Below are 20914 nucleotides of genomic sequence, written 5' to 3' on the forward strand. Positions count from 1 at the left end.
ACAAGGCAGCCGACTGCAGATTGTACAAGTCGTACATCTAAGAAGGGTAATGCCGTAGCCGTTTAGTAGTTCTTTGACTATATTTACATTTAATATTATTCGGATACCAGTATGACCACAACTCACTCAGACATACCTTCAGTATTGCAGCGCATTGTCGCAACCAAAATAGAAGAAGTAAAAGCCGCGCGTGAGATGCTTTCTCTTGAGGATTTACAAGCGCAAGTCGCAGCTGATAATAAACCACGCCGAGGCTTTGCTGCTGCTTTACGAGCGGCCAGTACGAACAAAAACAGTGTCGGTATCATTGCTGAAATCAAAAAAGCATCACCATCTAAAGGCATCATCAATCATAACTTTGCACCGGCATTATTTGCCCAGCAATATGAGCAAGCTGGTGCCAGCTGTTTATCAGTATTAACTGATCGTGATTATTTTCAAGGTGATGATAGCTATCTTCTTCAAGCGGCTAATGCTGCAAGCCTACCAATATTGCGCAAAGACTTTATGGTGGATGTATACCAAATCTATCAATCTTATCTAATGGGTGCAGACTGTATACTACTTATCATGGCTTGCCTTGATGACACGCAAGTACATGAGCTGCACGCACTGAGTATTGAGTTAGGTATGGATGTATTGATAGAGATACATACCAAATCTGAGCTTGATCGTGCACTAACATTGCCACGCTCAGCACATAATATTTATGGCATTAATAATCGCGACTTAAATACTTTTGACGTCGATCTGCAAACCACATTAGATCTAAAAAATATTTTGATCGAAGCATTAGCGGTAGACAATACAACCCTTAAACCGCTTGTCGTCACCGAGAGTGGCATTCATAGCAGTGATGATATTCGTTTGATGTTAAGCCATGATATTCAGCACTTTTTAATTGGTGAGCAGTTTATGAAAACCGATCATCCTGGACAAGCGTTACAATCCTTACTTGCGGGCGTCGCAGCAGACGAGTAAAGTAACCAAAATAGCTTAGGCTACGATACGACTCGTAAGCTTATATCAATATAGAACCAGCGACGATATAGACTATCAAGTCATTCATTCATCAACCAACGATACATTAACTTTTATGTCAAATTCTCTGTTTTCAAAAGAAATGCAAGACCAACTTAAAGAGCTAAAAGGCCAACTAAGCAAAGGTCGTGATACCACTTCACCTGAAGGTGAGGATCAAAAGCCAACAGAACCTGTGTCATTACCCACGCAAAAGCAAGTAAATAAGACTGTTAAGCAAATGAACAGCGAACATGTTGATGATGATAAAGTACTGTTTATGCAAGCCATGCATGGTGTCAATCAGCTTGACGATAAAAACGTCCGCTCACCTGCAAACGCAGCAAAAGTGGGCAAACCTGATGCAACCACACTGTCTAAACGTGCAGCTGCTCAAGGTAGTGAAGCGAGTGACTTGGGTGCAGGCTTGTCAGATATGCAAGCACTGCTCAACCCTGTCGCTGCTGAAGCATTTTTATCGTACAAACAGCCAACCTTGCAAAACAAAATCTTTGATCAACTTAAGAAAGGAAAGCTACGTTGGTATGATGCTGTAGATATTCATGGTTGCACGATAGAAGAAGCTCGCGACGCCATGACGCAATTACTGAGTCAAGCGAAGCAGAAAAATGAAACGATGGTAAAAATAGTCCATGGCAAAGGCTCTGAGGCCATTCTAAAGACGTGTGTGAACGGTTGGTTACGTCAATTACCAGAAGTACTAGCATTTTGCTCTGCCCCGCCTAAAGATGGTGGTAATGGTGCAGTATTGGTATTGCTCAAAAAGCCTAAAGCTGATGGCGAATAGTCTGTATTGTTAGCCCAGTATTAGAAATAAAAAGGACTGCAAATAGCAGTCCTTTTTTATATAAATAAATCGTCTATTTCTATAGTAGCAAGCTGTAGACACACAGCTATACGACTGTCATGCACAATTTTTATTAGAGTGAATCTATCATGAGCATACAAACAATTGAAAGTATTGAAACACTAAATGAGCATATCACTGCTTTAATTGCTATCGAGCCAAGGTTTTCGCCTGTCCATAAGCAAGTTGGCACGCCAAGCCTTAGACACAATACAGGTGGGTTTGAGCAGCTGATGAGAGCAATGGTTGGTCAGCAGTTATCTGTCGCTGCCGCAGCCAGCATTTGGCAACGGTTGGTTGATGCAGGCTTGACGACACCGAATGCAATCATTGAGGCAACAGATGAGACTTTGCGAGCACAAGGACTGTCTAAACAAAAAACTCGTTATATTCGCTCATTGGTTGAGCACGATATAGACTTTAATACATTAGAAACTATGCTAGATGAAGATGTCATACTTACGCTAACCGGTGTCATTGGCATTGGTCGCTGGACGGCTGAGATGTACTTGTTGTTTTCTTTAAAACGCGCAGACGTATTCGCTGTCGATGACTTAGCCATCAAAGTGGCTGCAATGGAGTTGCTAGGTTTAGCAGAGCGACCGACGCCGAAACAATTAAAGAACCTGACCCAAGACTGGTCACCACACCGTAGTGCTGCCAGCCTATTGCTATGGTCGTATTACGGTGCATTACGCAATAAAACTGCCGTGCCTTTATAAAGACCTAGTATTAAAAAAAGTGAGTAATACCATCGTCTAAATCTTATTGATAACAAACTCTGTATTTAACACCATTACAAAGGTCTCTTTAATCTTTACTCTAAAATTGGTTCCATATAGAAAAGCTAGGTCTTTTTTTGACATGCTTAAACTTGCTTTTCTTTAATACATGGCTTTTATGTATGAGTCCTTTGAGCGTGTGGCTTTTCTTGCTTTTCAATGTTGCCTTCTTTTTTTCATTGAGGGCTTCATCGCTATTAGTACTTTCATTGCCTTTATCTTTATTTAAATCCACAGCATTATGGTCATCAGAACTGTCATTATCAGTATCTTTACTAGTTGATACCTCTTTTACCGATTCAATGGGGTTGTTTGCTTGATTATTGCTTTCTTGATTATGGTTTTGATCCTCATTATCAATGTGATCTTCTAGCTCGGCTTGATTGACGATAAGCTGCTGAGTCGGCAATGCATGTTCTACTTTATATTTCGCGACTTTCTTTAATACATCGATAAATAACGTATTTTGCTTGTCATAGAATTCAATAATTCCAGTAGCATTGACATAAGCCTGCAACTGAATGACATAGCAATCTTGACGCAGCTCTAAGATATTGACCTGATTCCACTCTGGGTTGGTTAAATCATGCTCTTTTATGAATTCATCCAAGTCGTTTACCATTTTGAAAATCACATCAAGATCAGCGGTACGCTTCAGATATAAATGATGGAAAAAACGAAACATATCACGAGAAGTAAAGTTTTCAATCTGCATCGATGAAAAGTCACCGTTCGGTACCGTCACGATCGTACGCGTCAATGTCCGCACACGCGATGAGCGAATACCAATATCAATCACCGTACCTTCATAAGTGCCAAATTTACAATAGTCACCGATTCTCACTGGCGAATCTGCTACGACGACGACACTACCAACTAAGTTTTCGATGGTCTTTTGCGCACCCAGTGCCAACGCCAAACCACCCACACCCAATGCAGCAATACCTGTGGTCAAATCAAAACCCAAATTACCAAAGATGACAATCACAGCAAATATCAGCAGCAGCGCTTTAACCACTTTGCGCATCAGGCCTAAGATTGAAACCCGCTCAGTATAGTTTTTCTTATAGCTCAAATTTACCGCACGAGTGAATATGGCATCGACGACTCGTAGTAGTAGCCATGTTATCGCCACCCACGAAGCTATTTCTGTAAATCGGTTGACTGGCTCGCGTAGCGTCACTGATACGCCAGCGTATACCATCACCTCAGACAGTATCAGTGCCATAATTACTACGGAAAGCGGCAATATCACTTTATCCGGTAATGGCAATGTCACACCGCGAACATGCGGATAAGTGATTCTCAATAGATGATACAACAGCCAAACCATGATGTAAGTCAATATAAAGCTACTGACGATCATGGCCAGCGCCGCGACCAAATCAGCCAACTGATAACCGAAAAGCTTTTTGCCGTCCAATGAATCAATAGTATAGCGAGACACCAAAGTGGGTTCAGTGTTCTCTATTACTTCCGGTATCGAGCTGAGCGTATCGCTTGAAAACTGCCAATACTTTTCATTTCTCTCAGACGTAACTTTTTCGAGTATCAGTGACACGCTTTTTTCACCAATATTAATCGCACCTACATTTTCTTGATTTGGTGGTAGCTGATCAGTGAGGTTACCCTCAGGCGTATTGCTCAGCTGCAAATCCGGCTGAAAACGGCCACCTGCATCTAGCGCTTGCTTAAATTGCCGTACAATAGTCGTTGGATTGTCAGACTTCGATAAATTTAGATAGTTACTCGCCAGCAGGTAGTCATTTTCACCCAGGGCGCTGATAAACCCTTGCACCGTATTCCTTGGTGTATCTCGCCCGAATGAATCCGGTCGCGGTGATTTTTCTGACTCTTCACTGCTACTATCACTAATACCCAATGAACTGGCTTCTGCTGCAAAAGTATGAGTTGGCCATAACAAACTCAACAGTAACACAAGTAAAAACCCCATCATGAGTAATGGTACTTTAATGATTGAGTGTGATGAAGATAACTCGGTGCTGGGAATCAGACGATACTTAGTAGACAAAACAAACCTCTTAGCTTATGGATAGTACAACAGAGAACAATGAAATCCTGACTATGATAGCAATTATTTATCACAGCAGTGCTTTTGATTACGCATTTTTGTAGCTATCTATATCAATAACTGCCCAACGATATTGCTTACTAATTTAGCTCAAATCTCTCATAAATATCAGCTTATTTGAAAGCCGAAATGATTATCAAATGAATAATTAGCAACTAACCATGAAATTTACTCATGTTAGCGTGAAGAAACATTAGGTTAAAGTGGTTTATAAAGTGGTGATTTTTATAGATAATGAGCATAGTTTTGCTCACTTATTGCTTTTTGTAATTTTTAACCATATTAGCGTCAAAATGGTTATTTTTTATTTCTGTACTTCTTAATATGATTACTTTGGAATTGACTATGTTTTTACCACGTTCTTCTTCGACTGCCTATCTTCGCTTATGTATTCTGAGCGCACTTGGCGTATTTTCTTTGAATGCAACAGCAGCAACCGATTCTACTGTCGTAAGCAACAACGAAGTACCAGAAGTTGAACTCGATGAAATCGTTGTAACAGCTACCCGCACACCGACTAAGACTAGTAATGTTATTGCTCAGACACGCGTGGTCGATAGTGAAGAGCTAAAACATTATCAAGGGCAAAGTGCCTTTGAAGTATTGAAGCAGCAGCCTGGTATCAGTCATTATACTAATGGTGGCATGGGTACAGTCTCAAACTTTTATATGCGCGGTTACGATAGCAAACAAATCTTAGTATTGATTGATGGCATACGCTATAGCTCTGTTAGTAATGGTGGTGCAGCACTCAACCTATTGCCTGCCGACCAAATCGATCGTATCGAAATTTTATATGGTGCATCAGGCTCTAGTATTTATGGTGCAGATGCGATGGGCGGTGTGATTCAAATATTCACCAAAGGTAGTAATGTAGATCAAAGCAGCATGTCGGTTACTGCTGGTGTTGGCTCAAACGATCAATACTTATACGGTGCTAGCGCTCAATTTGCCAATGACACTGGTACCACACTGAGTTTATCAGCCAGTCACAATGAAAGCGATGGTATTAGCGCCAAACTGCCCAGTGCATCTGGTTATAATAAAGATGAAGACGGGTTTGAGAGCGACAACGTGAGTATTGCTCTAAATCAACGCATTAACGATCAATGGCTAGCAGGCGTCAGTGCATTATATAGCAAGTCTACTACCGACTTTGATGACGGTAGCTATGAAAATGCGCATGCTGATCAAGAAAATGGTAGTGCTCAGGCTTATGTAGATTGGAATTATATGCCAGGTTCTTCATTGAAACTACAATATGGTCATTCAATTGATAAGAGTGACTCTTCTAGTCAATATGGCGGGGTATTTGATACCAAACAAGACCAAATAAGTTTACTAGGTCAACATCAGCTCTCAATTGGTCAAGGTTTTTATGGGATCGAATACCTTAACCAAAGCCTAGATAGTAGTGCCTATGAAATCGATGATCGTGATGTAACCAGTGCATTTTTTGGCTACGTATTTGATATCAACCAATTCGATGCCCAAGCAAACCTACGTTATGATGATAACTCACAATACGGTGATGAAACGACTTATAACTTAGGCGGTGCTTACCATATTAATCCTGATTGGCGTATTGGTACTAGCTATGCAAAAGGATTTCGCGCACCTACTTTCAATGATATATATCCTGGATACGGTGGCAACCCTGATCTAAAGCCTGAAACCAGCGACAACTATGAAGCTTTTGTTGAATACAGTACGCCATTACAGTCTACACGCTTGACTGGCTATTATAATGATGTTGAAGATTTAATCAGTTATGTCGCAACTCCTACAACCGCCAACCCTTATGCAGGAGCTACTCAAAACGTCGATAGAGCCGAAATTAAAGGCTTAACATTGACATCAGATTGGACTGTTGATAACTACCTGTTTGGTGGTAGCTATGACTACCAGCAGGCGGAAGACAATAGTGGCGGAAATAATGATGGTAACTATCTCCCCTATCGTCCTGAACATAAAGGATTGGTATACGTCGGATACCGTCTGCCAAGTTTGGATATTCGTGCTGAGTATCAATATGTGGGTGACTATTACAGCAGAATTACCAATACTGACGCTCAATTTATAGACAATTATGGACTGCTGAATATCAGTGGTAGCTACGAACTGACTGACAACCTATCTATGACAGCACGTCTAAACAATATCACTAACGAAAGTTATATAACAGATATTGGCTATAAAACTGACGGTACTAACTTCTTCACCTCATTAACTTATAACTGGCATTAAAGTTATTTGTTCTATCGTTACAAGAGACCATCGATTGATGGTCTTTTTTATGGGTGACATTTTACCTGTCATCTATTACAATGACACCCTCCGAGAGGTGTTGCGCCATAATTACTGATTATTGCATCTAGGCTTCAAAGCCATGCTGATCAATCATTATGTTAGGCTCGGTTAACTGTCGAGTGGCCTATTTTGGTCGCTCACAGCGCAAACAACGGCACCTGCGTTTTTATTCTTTTTATCATAAATTAACCACTGATAGGAGCATATTATGGACGCAGTGTCTAACACCCCATCTGCCCATACGATCGACCCCTCTTTCACTGACTATAAAGTAGCTGATATTAGCCTTGCTGATTACGGCCGCCGTGAAATCACTCTTGCTGAAGCCGAAATGCCTGCCCTAATGGGTTTGCGTCGTCGCTACGAAGCCGATCAGCCACTTAAAGGCGCTAAAATCGCTGGCTGTATCCACATGACCATCCAAACTGCCGTACTTATCGAGACACTAGTCGCGCTAGGTGCTGAAGTACGCTGGACCTCATGTAATATCTTCTCAACTCAAGACCATGCTGCTGCTGCGATTGCTGCTGCTGGTATCTCTGTTTATGCTTGGAAAGGCGAAACAGAAGAAGAGTACGAATGGTGCTTACGTCAGCAAGTCCACGTGGGCGGCGAAGCATCTGGCCAACTTTGGGATGCCAACCTAATTTTGGATGACGGCGGTGACTTAACTGCTTTGATTCATAATGATTATGCTGAGCTTCTTGATAGCATTCATGGTATCTCAGAAGAGACGACTACTGGTGTCCACCGTCTGGTTGAGATGCTTGCCAAAGGTACACTTAAAGTGCCAGCAATCAACGTCAACGATGCCGTTACTAAGTCTAAAAATGACAACAAGTACGGCTGCCGTCATAGCTTGAATGATGCTATCAAACGCGCTACCGACATGTTCCTTGCTGGTCGCCGTGCTTTGGTTATCGGTTATGGCGATGTGGGCAAAGGCTCTACGCAAAGCTTACGTCAAGAAGGCATGATCGTACGTGTATCAGAAGTTGATCCTATCTGTGCCATGCAGGCATGTATGGACGGCTTTGAAGTATTATCGCCTTACATTAACGGTGATAACACTGGCGGCGCAGAAAACATCAACACGCGTCTGCTAGAAGATACCGATATGATCGTTACCACCACTGGTAACTACCATGTTTGTGATCGTCATATGCTAGCAGCACTGAAACCTGGTGCAGTCGTTTGTAACATTGGTCACTTCGATACCGAAATTGACACCCAATTCATGCGTGATAACTGGCGCTGGGTTGAGATCAAGCCACAAGTGCATCAAATCTTCCGCTCAGATGATGAGAACGATTATTTGATCTTGCTTGCTGAAGGTCGTTTAGTGAACCTAGGTAATGCGACTGGTCACCCATCACGTGTGATGGACGGCTCATTTGCTAACCAAGTATTGGCTCAAATGTATTTGTTCGAAGAAAAATTCGCTGAACTACCAGCAGACAAGCGTACTGATAACTTATACGTAAAAGTATTGCCTAAGAAATTAGACGAAGAAGTAGCCGCTGCGATGGTTGCAGGCTTTAACGGTACTTTAACCAAGCTGACTAAAAAGCAAGCTGAATACTTAGGTGTATCAGTCGAAGGCCCATTCAAGCCTGACGCTTATAAATACTAAAAGGAGCCAGACTGTGAGTAAGCCTGCGTTCTCTTTTGAGTTCTTCCCTGCAAAAACTGAGCAGGGACACGAAAAGCTACTGAGTACTTATGATGAGCTAAACAAGCTGTCACCGAGTTATTTTTCGGTGACTTATGGCGCTGGTGGTTCCACCCGCAGTCGCACCTTGGATATTGTGCAAGCATTATGCACACGTGGTGATACTGGTGTTGCTCCTCATATGTCCTGTATTGGCGATGATAAAAGCGAAATCGCTGAACTATTGACACATTACAAGAGTTTGGGCATCAATCGTATTGTCGCGCTTCGTGGTGACTTACCGTCAGGTCAAGTTGGTATGGGTGAGCTGCCGTTTGCGTTAGACTTAGTCAAGTTTATCCGCGAACATTCAGGTGACCACTTTCGTATCGAAGTAGCCGCATATCCTGAGATGCATCCACAAGCCCGTAGCTTCGATTCTGATATCGACAACTTGGTCAACAAGTTCCAAGCGGGTGCAGATGCAGCGATTACCCAGTTCTTCTACAATGCTGATAGCTATCTATACTTGCGCGACACCCTAGAAAAGCGCGGTGTTGATACGGTTACTAAGCCATTGGTTGCTGGCATCATGCCAATTACCAATTCTAGCAATCTGATGCGTTTTGCTGATAGCTGTGGCGCTGACATTCCACGTTATGTACGTAAGCAATTGGCAGATTTTGGTGATGACCGCAAGGCCATCCGTGAATTTGGCTTTGATGTGGTTTATCGCTTATGTGAGCGTCTCATTAGCGAAGGTGTACCTGCCATGCATTTTTATAGCATGAACAAAGTTGAGCCAAACAAACGTTTGGTTGAAGAGCTAGGGTTAACCACGTAAATTATTATTCAATTTACTGCATAGCGACTGGCGTTCTTCGGAGCGCCAGTTTTTTTTGGTGATAACTTTTTGAGATTATTAGAGACAATCAGAAATAATTAATATTTATTACAATAAAAATTATACTAATAAGTATTATGCTAAATGTACTAACAGCAATAACTTCACCTACTCTGACGATATTCTGCTAAGATATTTAAAAAACTCATTATTCAAATTATAGGATTAAGCAACTGTGCGACGTTTTTTTTATGCTACCAGCAATGACACCGATAATGCAGAAAATACAACTTACCCTCGACTTAGCACTTTGCCTATAGGTGCCAATGTCGAACTTACAGAAAATATTGTTCATCATTGGTGTCGCGTATTACGGGCAAATGTTGGTGATAAAGGTGTTTTATTCGATGGGTCTGGCGGTGAGTATCAAGTACAGTTACAGACCATTAGTAAAAAGCATGCCACTGTCACTCTATTGGCTCATATAGAGGATGATCGTAGCGCATCAGTACTCACTAAAATTGGTCTGGTAATGAGTCGCGCTGAACGCATGGACTATGCGATTCAGAAGTCAACCGAGCTGGGTGTAACGGCTATTCAATTACTAAGTAGCCATCATGGTGAGGTCAATCTAAAACCTGCACAAGTTGAGAAAAAACTTGCACATTGGCAGCAAGTGGCAATAGCAGCCTGCGAGCAATGCGGCCTCAATCGTCCACCGCTCATTCTCGCACCTATCTCTATCCATGACTGGTTAGCCAAAGTAGCAGATAACAATCAAGAGACAGTAGTCAGCCCTATAGTAACCTCACTCAGTCAAGATGCCTATTATCATCGGCTACAGCAGCCAGCTGACTTACGTGTGCAGTTGAGCGTGCCAGCACTAGGACAGCCCGCGATGCCTGAATTGTTACCAGTCACCCTAAAACAGTCGACACCTTATATTGAACTATTAATTGGCCCTGAGGGCGGGCTCAGCGACGATGAATGTCAGCAAGCATCAGAGCTCGGCTTTCATCCTTGGCAAATTGGCCCGAGAGTATTACGTACCGAAACAGCCCCGGTAGTTGCATTGGCGACCTTACATGCTTTGAGTCATTAGTTATCAAAAGGCCATGTATGTAACCTTATTTATTCTTCCACTTTAATGTTATGGGTCCGATTATGACTAATGCCGCCACTATGCCAATCGCAGACAAGCAACAGTTGCTGGCTCAGTTATGCGAACAACTTGATGACTCTATATTCATCTTAGATGCCAATTTGCGCTATTTATCAGTTAATGCTTGTTATGAGATGACTATTGGTTATACCGAGTCATTTTTACTTGGGCGACCGCTTGGTATCTACGCGGCAGAATTTTTATCAAAAGAAGAACGAGATATCTTAGCGGATATCACTAGTCATCTAGATACTAATGGTTTTTATGAAAATGACTTTTCGATGGCCAATCGCTATGGGGAGATCGTTGATTGTCATATCACTTATCGCAAACTCTATGTCGAACAGACTATTTACTATATTGGTATGCTGCGTGATACCTCTTCTGCCATCAAAGACAAAAAACAATTGGTACATTTGCTCAATTATGACCAAGTGACAGGCCTGCCAAACCGTAAAGTATTTTTGAGTCAAGTCAGCGACTTACTATTAGACAGTTACCAAGAGGTCGTCATCGTACGTTTGAATATCGACCGTTATCGCAGCCTTTCAAGCTTACTGGGCCCTGATGGCATAAACGCTTTGATTAACAGTTTTGTCAAACGCGTCAAAAAACTCAAACTCGATAATTTGCATTGTTTTTCCCATTTTGGTGGTGATGATTTTGCCTTATTATTCGAATGCCCTAATGCTAATATCATTCGTCACCAGCTAGACAGCTTAATGCAAATGTGTGAACGTCCCTTTTCTCCAGATAAATCAGAAGCAAAGATATATTGTCACGTATCCATTGGTGTTAGTTACTTTCCTAAAGATGGTGAAGGATTGACAGGGCTGTTGACCAAGGCCGAAAAAGCGCTACATTATGTCAAGAATCAGGGTGGTGACGATATCTGCTGGTATGACACCGCTATTGATGAAGCCACCACTGATAGTTGGCAGTTAGAGGCTGAACTCAGAGTCGCCGCTTCTGAAGGCCAGTTTATTCCTTATTATCAGCCAAAATTTGAATTAGCGACAGGCGCCATTACTGGTTTTGAGGCATTGGTACGCTGGCAACATCCGACTCGTGGACTGTTGAGCCCAGTACACTTTATCGATGCCATTATCGCTCATAAGCTATCATTTGAGCTATTCTCACAAATGGCCATTCAAATTGCCAAGCAGCTGTCGATTTGGCAAAAACAAGGCTTTCTTCAGCATATCTGTATCAATGCGGACGCCGCGGAATTTAGCCATCCTAATTTTTCTGAGATGGTGAGCAGCCTCCTTACACAGCATGAGATTTCTACGCATAAATTGCATATTGAAGTGACAGAATCTTCTCTCATTCAACGCCATAGCAATGTTAAAAAACAACTGGAGTTACTCAAAGAGTTGGGAATCTGTCTGGCCTTAGATGATTTTGGCACCGGTTATGCCTCGTTAAGTTACTTACAAGAATATCCGTTTGATTTTATTAAAATCGACAAAAGCTTTATCTCTAATATTGAAAATAATCCTACCCAACATGCGATTGTCAAGGCTATTTTAGATTTGGGCAATGCCCTTAATATGCAGGTCATCGCTGAAGGTATCGAAACCGAGGAGCAGCGTGACGTACTATTTGCAATGGGATGCAAGCAAGGTCAAGGCTATTGGCTGAGCAGACCCGTGCCAGCTGACTCTGCAACCAATATGTTAATTCAGCAGTACAGTGTGGTATAACCCAACCTGATTGAACGTCACTTACTTAGTATCACTAATAATTTCATGTGGTTATTCGTCTTTATCTTGAACGCCTAGCTTCGATTACACAACGGATGCAAGGTAGGTTCATGACTTATCAGTCCTGTCACCAAACTTGTATAATCTTCTGTGAAAGCCTATCTTTTATAGTGAATTTGTTAGGTCTTATCCAGCCTCAAGCCGACTCTAACAATCACCACTCTTTTCAATACGATTTTATGTAATCGATAACTTAGTCAATCTGTATTACAGCCTAGCATTTATTTAGGATGTTCAGATTAAAGTGACCAGGACTTTTGCGCTATCTAATAGTGCAGCAACCTACTCTTGACGATTATTGATTATATTCCAAAAAGGACAGGAAGTTATGCAATATAAAGCGCCCTTACGTGATATTCAATTCGTAATGCATGAGTTACTTGATAGCGAAAGCCACTATAAAACTTTACCTGCGTTTCAGGAAGCTGACCGTGAATTGATGGATAGCCTGTTCGAAATGGCTGCAAGCTTCGCTGAAAATGAGCTATCACCATTGAATCAAAGCGGTGATGCTGAAGGCTGTCATTTTGATAATGGCGTTGTTACCACGCCAAAAGGTTTTAAAGAAGCGTACAAAGCGTTCTGTGAGCTTGGCTTCCCTGCTTTGTCTGCTGAAGAAGAGTTCGGTGGTCAAAACATGCCTTTTTCATTATCAACGGTTATCAATGAAATGGTTGGTACGGCCAACTGGTCATTCTCTATGTACCCCGGCCTATCACATGGTGCTATTCAAACCATCGAACACCATGGTACTGATGCACAGAAACAAACCTATCTCGAAAAAATGATCAGTGGCGAATGGTCAGGTACGATGTGTCTGACTGAAGCGCATGCGGGTTCTGATTTGGGTATTATCCGTACTAAAGCTGAGCCTAAAGAAGATGGCAGCTATAGCATTACTGGTCAAAAAATCTTTATCTCTGCCGGCGAGCATGATTTAACTGACAACATTATCCACATTGTATTAGCGCGCCTACCAGGCGCACCTGCTGGCACAAAAGGTATCTCATTGTTTATCGTCCCTAAAATGACGGTCAATGAAGATGGTAGCGTTGGTGAAAGCAACAATGTCGTTTGTGGTTCTATCGAGCATAAAATGGGCATTAAAGCCTCTGCCACTTGTGTCATCAACTTCGATGGTGCAACAGGTTACCTAATTGGCCCAGAAAACCGCGGCCTACAGTGCATGTTCACCTTTATGAACGTTGCCCGTATCGGTACTGCTGTTCAAGGTCTAACAGCTGCTGAGTATGCGTTCCAAGGTTCACTAACCTATGCAAAAGATCGTCTGGCCATGCGCTCTTTATCAGGCACTAAAGCACCAGAAAAAGTAGCTGACCCGATCATTGTGCATCCAGCGGTTCGCAACATGCTATTGACTGAAAAAGCCTTTGCTGAAGGCGGCCGTGCATTGGTTTATTACCTCTCGCATTTTGCAGATATCGTCGCAAAAGGCGAAGGCGAAGAGCTTAAATTTGCTGATCAAATGCTGTCGCTATTGACACCAATTGCCAAAGCATTCTTGACCGAAACTGGTTTAGAAGCCGCCAATCATGGTATACAGATTTATGGTGGTCACGGCTTTGTGAGCGAATGGGGTATGGAGCAAAACGTCCGTGATACTCGTATCGCTTGTCTATACGAAGGGACGACTGAGATCCAAGCACTTGATTTATTAGGTCGTAAAGTATTGGGCTCACAAGGCAAACTACTTGGCAACTTTGTCAATATCATTCAACAGTTCTGTGAAGATAACAAAGAAAATGACGAGATGGGTCAATTTGTTCGTCCACTTGTCAAGCACCTTAAAGAATGGGGTGATCTAACGGCACGTATCGGCATGCAAGCGACTGAAAACCCTGAAGCAGTAGGCGGTGCAGCGGTTGATTACATGTACTTCAGTGGCTATGTCACACTAGCTTACTTATGGGCTCGTATGGCACTAGTTGCACAAACTGCTATTGCAGACGGTACTAGCGAAGCCGCATTCTATGATGCCAAAGTAAAAACCGCACAATTCTACTTTGCTAAATTATTGCCACGTACTACCACTCACGTACAGCGTATCAGCACTGGTGTTGAGCCATACATGAGCATGGACGTCGATCAATTTGCTTTTTAATTGAAGACTTTATAAATTAGCTAAGATACATGATCGGCAACATACCACGGTATGTTGCCGATTTATTTTGTGCCACTGTTCGTCGCTTTAGTGCTTTAGTATCTTATATCAACAACGGCCTTCGCCCTTGAGAGGTAGTTCAGCATCACAATAGTCGCTACTAACTTTTGGTGCACGCACGATTCACGAAGAAATACACCCGCGCGCAAGCTTATTTGTTAAACTTTAATTATTAATCGCTCAGGTTACATTAGAAAAACAACCTATAACTTTAATACTCTTAACTCTACTCATTTGAACCAAAGGAATGTTTATGGCTGTCTATAATGCCCCTCTTAACGACATGCGCTTTATCTTAAATGATGTGTTTAATGCGCCTAAATTTTGGCAAAATAACGAAAACTTAGCTCATGTTGATATAGAAACTGTCGATATGATTTTGGAAGAAATGGCAAAACTGTCAAAAAATATTCTGTTGCCTATCAACCGCAGTGGTGATGAAGAAGGCGCAACCTTTCATGGTAACGGCGTCGTTACTACCCCAACTGGATTCAAAGAAGCTTATAAGCAATTTGCTGAATCAGGCTGGGTTGGTCTAAGTGGTAACGCTGAGTACGGCGGTCAAGGCTTTCCAAAAATGGTCACCATGTTGACTGAAGAAATGGTTTTCACTGCAAACCAATCGTTTGCACTGTATCCAAATCTGACAGTCGGTGCGACGCTTTGCTTGAACGCTGCTGGCTCTGAAGAGCAAAAACAGACTTACCTCGAAAAAATGTACAACGGTGAATGGTCAGGTACTATGTGCTTGACCGAGCCACATGCTGGTACGGATTTGGGTATTATCAAGACCAAAGCTATGCCTAATGATGATGGTAGCTTTGATATCTCTGGTACCAAAATCTTTATCACTGGTGGTGAGCATGATCTGACTGACAATATCATTCATTTGGTATTGGCAAAAACACCTAATGCGCCAGAAGGCTCAAAAGGTATTTCATTGTTTGTGGTACCAAAATTCTTGGTCAACGAAGATGGCAGCTTAGGCGAGCGCAACACATTGGCAGTGGGTTCTATCGAACATAAAATGGGCATCAAAGCATCAGCCACTTGTGTGATGAACTTTGACAACGCTAAAGGTTGGATGGTTGGCGCAGAAAATACAGGCCTATCTTCAATGTTCATTATGATGAACTATGAGCGTGTCACGATGGGTCTACAAGGCCTTGGTGGTTCTGAGCTTGCCTATCAAAATGCCGCTTTATATGCCAATGACCGTGGTCAAGGCCGTAGCGATACGCAACTACAAAGCCCAGAAAAACCTGCTGATGCTATCATTCATCATGCCGACGTACGCCGTATGCTACTGAACGCTAAAGCGAATACCGAAGCTTCTCGTTGTTTTGCCATGTACGTTGCGAAAAACCTTGATGAAGAAAAATTTAGTACAGATCCTGAGTTGGCAAAAGCAGCTGCTGCCCGTGTTGCCCTACTTACGCCAGTGGCCAAAGCATTTTTGACCGATAAAGCGTTAGAAGCTACTGTTGATTGCCAGCAAGTATTTGGTGGTCATGGCTATATCCGCGAATGGGGTATGGAACAAATCGTACGTGATACTCGTATTGCACAGATTTATGAAGGCACCAACGGTATTCAAGCGCTTGATTTATTAGGCCGTAAAGTTGCTCGTAATAACGGCAAATATGTCACAAATTTCTTGGGTGAAATCCGTGACTTTATCGGTAACATGCAAGCAGATCATGGCATTAAACAAGCTACGTTAAATGCTGCAGATACGATCGAAGCATTGACTCAGACTGTGCTTGGTAATATTGGCGAGCGTAAAAATGAAGTCAATGGCTGTGCCGTTGATTATATGCATGCCTTTGGCTACCTAGCATATTCGTACATGTTTGCACTGATGGTCGAAGCGGCCAATGGCAAAGAAGGTGATTTTTATACCAATAAAGCCAAGCTTGCTGATTATTTTGTCGGTCGTATATTGCCACGTATCGAGTCACATGCACAGATGGTACAAGCTGGTAGTGATCCGATGATGAACTTTGATCTTGATTACTTTAATGTACCTGCTAGCTAAGTAATTATCATATAAAACACTCTTAAAAAAGGACAGCCACATTGAGCTGTCCTTTTTTGTGCCAAAATGATTCTCATCATAATTGCTAACAAAATAAGTGACTATCAATGAATGGTTCAGATTAAAATGACGTACAATAAAGCGTTATTTCAACCAAATAAAGAGGTTTTCATATTTTCAGAAAAACGCTTACTGTGACCCATTACATAATAAAAACTACCAAAATAATCATAACAAAGGGTATGACGTGTCAGAAATGAAACACATTTTACAGCAGATTACTGCCTTAAGTGATGTACCCGATAACGCGGTACTAAAGCGTTTAATAGACGAGCTACGGGTAAATGATAAAGAGCCCGCCCTCGCCAACGCAAATATTCAATCGCTTATTGACATTCTTCGTCAGCATCCAGAATATGCTGATGGACTCTCTAGCTTCGTCCTAAAGATAATCATTCAATACCGTCAAATCGCTTTGTATACTGATACTGGCATCATGTCAGACCAAGGATTCTTTAACAGCTTACGCCGTTTGGTTGGCCATCGTTTTTTGCCTATACTACCGCAAGAAGACTCTGTCGTTGAGTTGGTTGGCTACCTGTTCGATAAAAAATCTGATGAACGCTGGCTTGCCAATATCGAAAAAGACAAATGGGATACGTTAATAGAGCTGCTTAAAGTAGAAGAGAAGCATTTAGACTTAGTCGCCACCGTAAAAAACAGTATTCTGAATGCGATTATTATCTTGTCTTATCGCATCAGTGGTATCGGCTTGCATCCTGATTTGATGGACTCTTATCCGCAGATGTTGAATTACTCAGCGTCTTTCGTGGCCCAAAACCAAGAAGCAGTCCTGTTTGTCAATGAATACAGAAAAGCGCATGAGCTTGACACGTTAACGGACATCACCCCTGAACAAGCGGTTGATCCAGCTCCGTTATTGGTAATGATTGAGCAGTGTGAGGATATCGTTGCCACCGTACGCAAACGTATTTACAAAACTGGTATCTCTATTCGACTGACGAATATGATGCTGCGCTTAGACCAAAGCTTACAACGTATGCGCATCTTGACGGAGCTGGTCACTGATGACGATCACAAGCGCGATCGTGCGGTGATTGATCTGATTCAAACGCTGATTACAACTGCCAATCGTCGCTATAGTATTGGCTATTTAATCGATAATAATACCAAGCTACTCTCTCGTAAAGTCACAGAGAATGCGAGCCGTGTCGGTGAGCATTACATCAGTACCGATAAGTCTGGCTACCGAAAGATGTTCAAAAAAGCCTCTATTGGTGGCTTTATCATTGCGTTTATGGCCACTATCAAAATACTGGCTTATCAATTGGCACTGGCTCCAATAGGTCGAGCGTTCGTTAACAGTATGATTTATGGTTTGGGCTTTGTCTTCATCCATGTCATCCGTGGTACCGTTGCTACTAAGCAGCCAGCCATGACGGCAGCCGCTATTGCCTCTACCATATCTGAAAGCTCTGGTAAAAAATCCCATCAGCTGACCAAATTATCAGAGTTGGTCGTCGATATTTTGCGTACTCAGTTCGTTGCCATCATGGGTAATGTGATGCTGGCGATACCCGTTGCCCTCATTATCTCTTTTGCGTGGCTGCAATATACGGGTACACCGATGATAGACTCCGAAAAAGCGGGTCACCTACTCCATGATCTAGATCCCTTTCACTCTCTGGCACTGCCCCATGCTGCGATTGCTGGTGTGTACTTATTTTTATCGGGTCTGATTGCTGGTTATTATGACAATTTAGCGGTGTACAATAATATAGGTGCCCGTATCCAACGCCATAAATTACTCATGTACATACTACCGAAATCATGGCTTCAGCGCCTTGGTGGCTTTATAGAAGCCAATTTGGGTGCCATCATGGGTAACTTTTTATTCGGTGTGTTCTTAGGTAGTACTGCGACAATTGGCTTTATATTTGGCTTGCCAATTGATATTCGCCATATTGCGTTTGCCTCGGCGAACTTGGCACATGGTTTATTTAATAGCTCTGCCGATGAGATAAGTTGGAGCGTTATTTTAGTCTCAATGCTTGGCGTGGCACTTATTGGTATCGTCAACTTATTGGTCAGTTTTTCACTGGCACTGTTTGTCGCATTACGCTCTAAAGAAGTTCGTTTCTTTGAATGGAGTCGCCTAACCAAATTGGTATTCGGTCATATTATTAGCCATCCTTCTGACTTTTTCTGGCCACGTGATAAGCCAATGAAATACGCACGTATCGACAGCCAAGGGCATATGATATTTGACGATACCTCAGCGCAAAAAAATGGTAAACACTTACCAAGCAATTATGTCGTACGACGTTTGTCGGATGTCAGAATTTTACCTGAGTCTAAACAAGGTAATGCTCAGTATCCTCAAACAAACACTGATATATATTATGACAATCAACCTGAGGGCGATCATACGCAAGCTCATGCCCCTTCTCACCAAACTGTAGACCTTGACGATGGCTTAATGGATGAAGAGCTCAATAGCATGCCCTACACCAATGATATTCAGTACAATCAAACGGACAAAACGCCGAACAACCATGATTACGATGCTAACAGCGATATCAGCAAAGAACCACATCATGTAGATCCTGATAGCAAAGCAGCAGGCGATGCAAAAACACCTCTACCAAAACCAAAAAAGCCGCCAAAACTGCCTAATTAATAGGATGGTTTAGGTGGCTTTATACTTGGTTAACTACTGATCTTATGGCTAATGAGATGGCTAACCATGTTTTTTGATACGTCATTGCTCTCACCACCTAAATCTTATCAAGTCACCAGAGTTAGCCACTTCGTATGAAATGATGGCATATCTCTGTCAGCTTTGACAACAGGAGTCAGCCGAACCAGAACCATCAGTAGCCCGAATATGTACATGTTCAACAGACCCTAACAAGCAAGGCAATCGATTTGAAAATTTTAATGGTGTTGTTTTATGGCCTTAATAAGGGCGCTGGTGTTGAACGCGTAGGTTCTATGATTGCTAACGGTCTATCTGAGGTGGGCCATGAAATAATATTAGCTAGTCTTGGACCTTGTGATACACCTTTCTTTCCTCTAAATGAAGATATTAAAATAATTTCACTATCGGGTTCTCCCCGCGTCAAGTTAGGTCATACGCCTAATGCTATTTATAGAATAAGAAAGCTGTTAAAAGCAGAGCGTGCTGACATAATAATGGCAGTAGACACAAAGTCTATTCCATATACTTTACCCGCGACTTTAGGCTTGAAAGTAAAGCATATAGGCTGGGAGCATTTTAACTTTGATCCTAATGAAGGTATCAGTAGAAGCTCTGTCGTCAGACATTTAGCGGCACGATATTGTGACTCAGTGGTTACTTTAACCGAAAGAGATAAGGAGTATTGGCTAAAAAATACTCGTCATAAATCACAAATAATCGCTATAGCCAATCCTTGTCCGTTTCCTATTCAAGAATATATTGAGGAAAATAAAAAAATAGTATTGGCGGTTGGTCGTCTACATAGAGAAAAAGGGTTTGACTTATTACTTGAAGCTTGGCTTCAGGTAACTGCAATGATGCCAGAGTGGACATTAAAAATAGTTGGTGAGGGTGAAGAAAGAGCAAAGCTAACTGAGTTTATTGAAGCAAACCAAATAACTGAGAGTGTGGAACTGGTCGGTGCGACTGATAATGTGGGTCACTATTATAGGGAGGCAGAGCTATTTTGCTTGAGCTCTCGCGCAGAAGGGTTTGGTATGGTTTTGACTGAGGCTTTAGCTTTTGGCCTACCTATTGTTAGTTTTGATTGTGGACCGGGGCCCGCAGAAGTTTTAAAAGGTACAGGCTCTATTTTAGTTCCTAAAAATGATATTGGCCAACTTGCTTTAGCGTTGATTGGTTTGATGAAGAATGATGAGCAGAGAAAAACTATCAGCTTAAGAGGTAAAGAGAAAGTCGAAATTTATCAACCCGATAATATAATAAGTGAGTGGTTAGATCTACTTAAAAGTTTTGAATAACTCAGAATATCACCTTAATCGGCTGTATGACTGGTTTATATCTATGGTGAACCAATCAGTTACCTTTACTGGTTCTGTCCGCTAATGAGGATTTGAACTTTTGGCTGTAGGCTACTGGTATCAGCGTTTTAACTCACTGAAACAGTCTAAGTGTACTTCGCAGTGTACATGAAATG

13 protein-coding genes are annotated in these 20914 nt (G+C 42.0%); 12 read left to right on the plus strand and 1 reads right to left on the minus strand.

Going from position 1 to position 20914, the window contains the following annotated elements; genetic code table 11:
* The first annotated feature begins 111 nt into the window (after window positions 1-111).
* From trpC to I6E84_RS08100, 3 genes are all read left to right on the plus strand, one after another.
* Entirely contained in the window at window positions 112-981 is an 870-nt protein-coding gene (gene trpC / locus I6E84_RS08090) for an indole-3-glycerol phosphate synthase TrpC (RefSeq protein WP_197217371.1), read from the plus strand.
* Between the two features lie 115 nt (window positions 982-1096).
* Window positions 1097-1828, plus strand: a complete 732-nt coding sequence (locus tag I6E84_RS08095) for a Smr/MutS family protein (RefSeq protein WP_197217373.1) — start codon at window positions 1097-1099, stop codon at window positions 1826-1828.
* Window positions 1829-1977: 149 nt separating this feature from the next.
* A complete protein-coding gene (locus I6E84_RS08100; protein WP_197217375.1) occupies window positions 1978-2610 on the plus strand; it encodes a DNA-3-methyladenine glycosylase family protein in 633 nt (210 codons plus the stop codon).
* A 100-nt stretch (window positions 2611-2710) separates the two neighbouring features.
* Here I6E84_RS08100 and I6E84_RS08105 read toward each other — a convergent pair whose 3' ends face one another.
* Entirely contained in the window at window positions 2711-4702 is a 1992-nt protein-coding gene (locus I6E84_RS08105; RefSeq protein WP_227681377.1) for a mechanosensitive ion channel family protein, read from the minus strand.
* 405 nt (window positions 4703-5107) lie between these two features.
* Between I6E84_RS08105 and I6E84_RS08110 the strand changes: the two genes are divergently transcribed.
* From I6E84_RS08110 to I6E84_RS08150, 9 genes are all read left to right on the plus strand, one after another.
* The gene (locus I6E84_RS08110) at window positions 5108-7009 is read left to right on the plus strand and encodes a TonB-dependent receptor plug domain-containing protein (RefSeq protein WP_197217377.1); all 1902 of its coding nucleotides are present in this window, start codon (window positions 5108-5110) and stop codon (window positions 7007-7009) included.
* Between the two features lie 271 nt (window positions 7010-7280).
* Window positions 7281-8705: an adenosylhomocysteinase gene (gene ahcY, locus I6E84_RS08115; protein WP_197217379.1), complete on the plus strand. Its 1425-nt coding sequence runs from the start codon at window positions 7281-7283 to the stop codon at window positions 8703-8705.
* 13 nt (window positions 8706-8718) lie between these two features.
* Window positions 8719-9567: a methylenetetrahydrofolate reductase [NAD(P)H] gene (gene metF / locus I6E84_RS08120; RefSeq protein WP_197217381.1), complete on the plus strand. Its 849-nt coding sequence runs from the start codon at window positions 8719-8721 to the stop codon at window positions 9565-9567.
* Between the two features lie 235 nt (window positions 9568-9802).
* Entirely contained in the window at window positions 9803-10669 is an 867-nt protein-coding gene (locus I6E84_RS08125; protein ID WP_197217383.1) for a 16S rRNA (uracil(1498)-N(3))-methyltransferase, read from the plus strand.
* A gap of 62 nt (window positions 10670-10731) precedes the next feature.
* Window positions 10732-12435: a putative bifunctional diguanylate cyclase/phosphodiesterase gene (locus I6E84_RS08130; protein WP_197217385.1), complete on the plus strand. Its 1704-nt coding sequence runs from the start codon at window positions 10732-10734 to the stop codon at window positions 12433-12435.
* Between the two features lie 388 nt (window positions 12436-12823).
* The gene (locus tag I6E84_RS08135; protein WP_110923814.1) at window positions 12824-14617 is read left to right on the plus strand and encodes an acyl-CoA dehydrogenase C-terminal domain-containing protein; all 1794 of its coding nucleotides are present in this window, start codon (window positions 12824-12826) and stop codon (window positions 14615-14617) included.
* A gap of 313 nt (window positions 14618-14930) precedes the next feature.
* Window positions 14931-16715 (plus strand): acyl-CoA dehydrogenase C-terminal domain-containing protein, encoded by a 1785-nt coding sequence (locus tag I6E84_RS08140; RefSeq protein WP_197217387.1) that lies wholly within the window; start codon window positions 14931-14933, stop codon window positions 16713-16715.
* Between the two features lie 247 nt (window positions 16716-16962).
* On the plus strand, window positions 16963-19416 hold the full coding sequence (locus I6E84_RS08145; protein WP_197217389.1) for a site-specific recombinase: 2454 nt from the start codon (window positions 16963-16965) through the stop codon (window positions 19414-19416).
* A 248-nt stretch (window positions 19417-19664) separates the two neighbouring features.
* Window positions 19665-20738: a glycosyltransferase family 4 protein gene (locus I6E84_RS08150; RefSeq protein ID WP_227681382.1), complete on the plus strand. Its 1074-nt coding sequence runs from the start codon at window positions 19665-19667 to the stop codon at window positions 20736-20738.
* Window positions 20739-20914 lie beyond the last annotated feature (176 nt).

This window comes from Psychrobacter sp. SCQQ22, assembly GCF_015864605.1.
GTDB classification, from domain to species: domain Bacteria; phylum Pseudomonadota; class Gammaproteobacteria; order Pseudomonadales; family Moraxellaceae; genus Psychrobacter; species Psychrobacter fozii.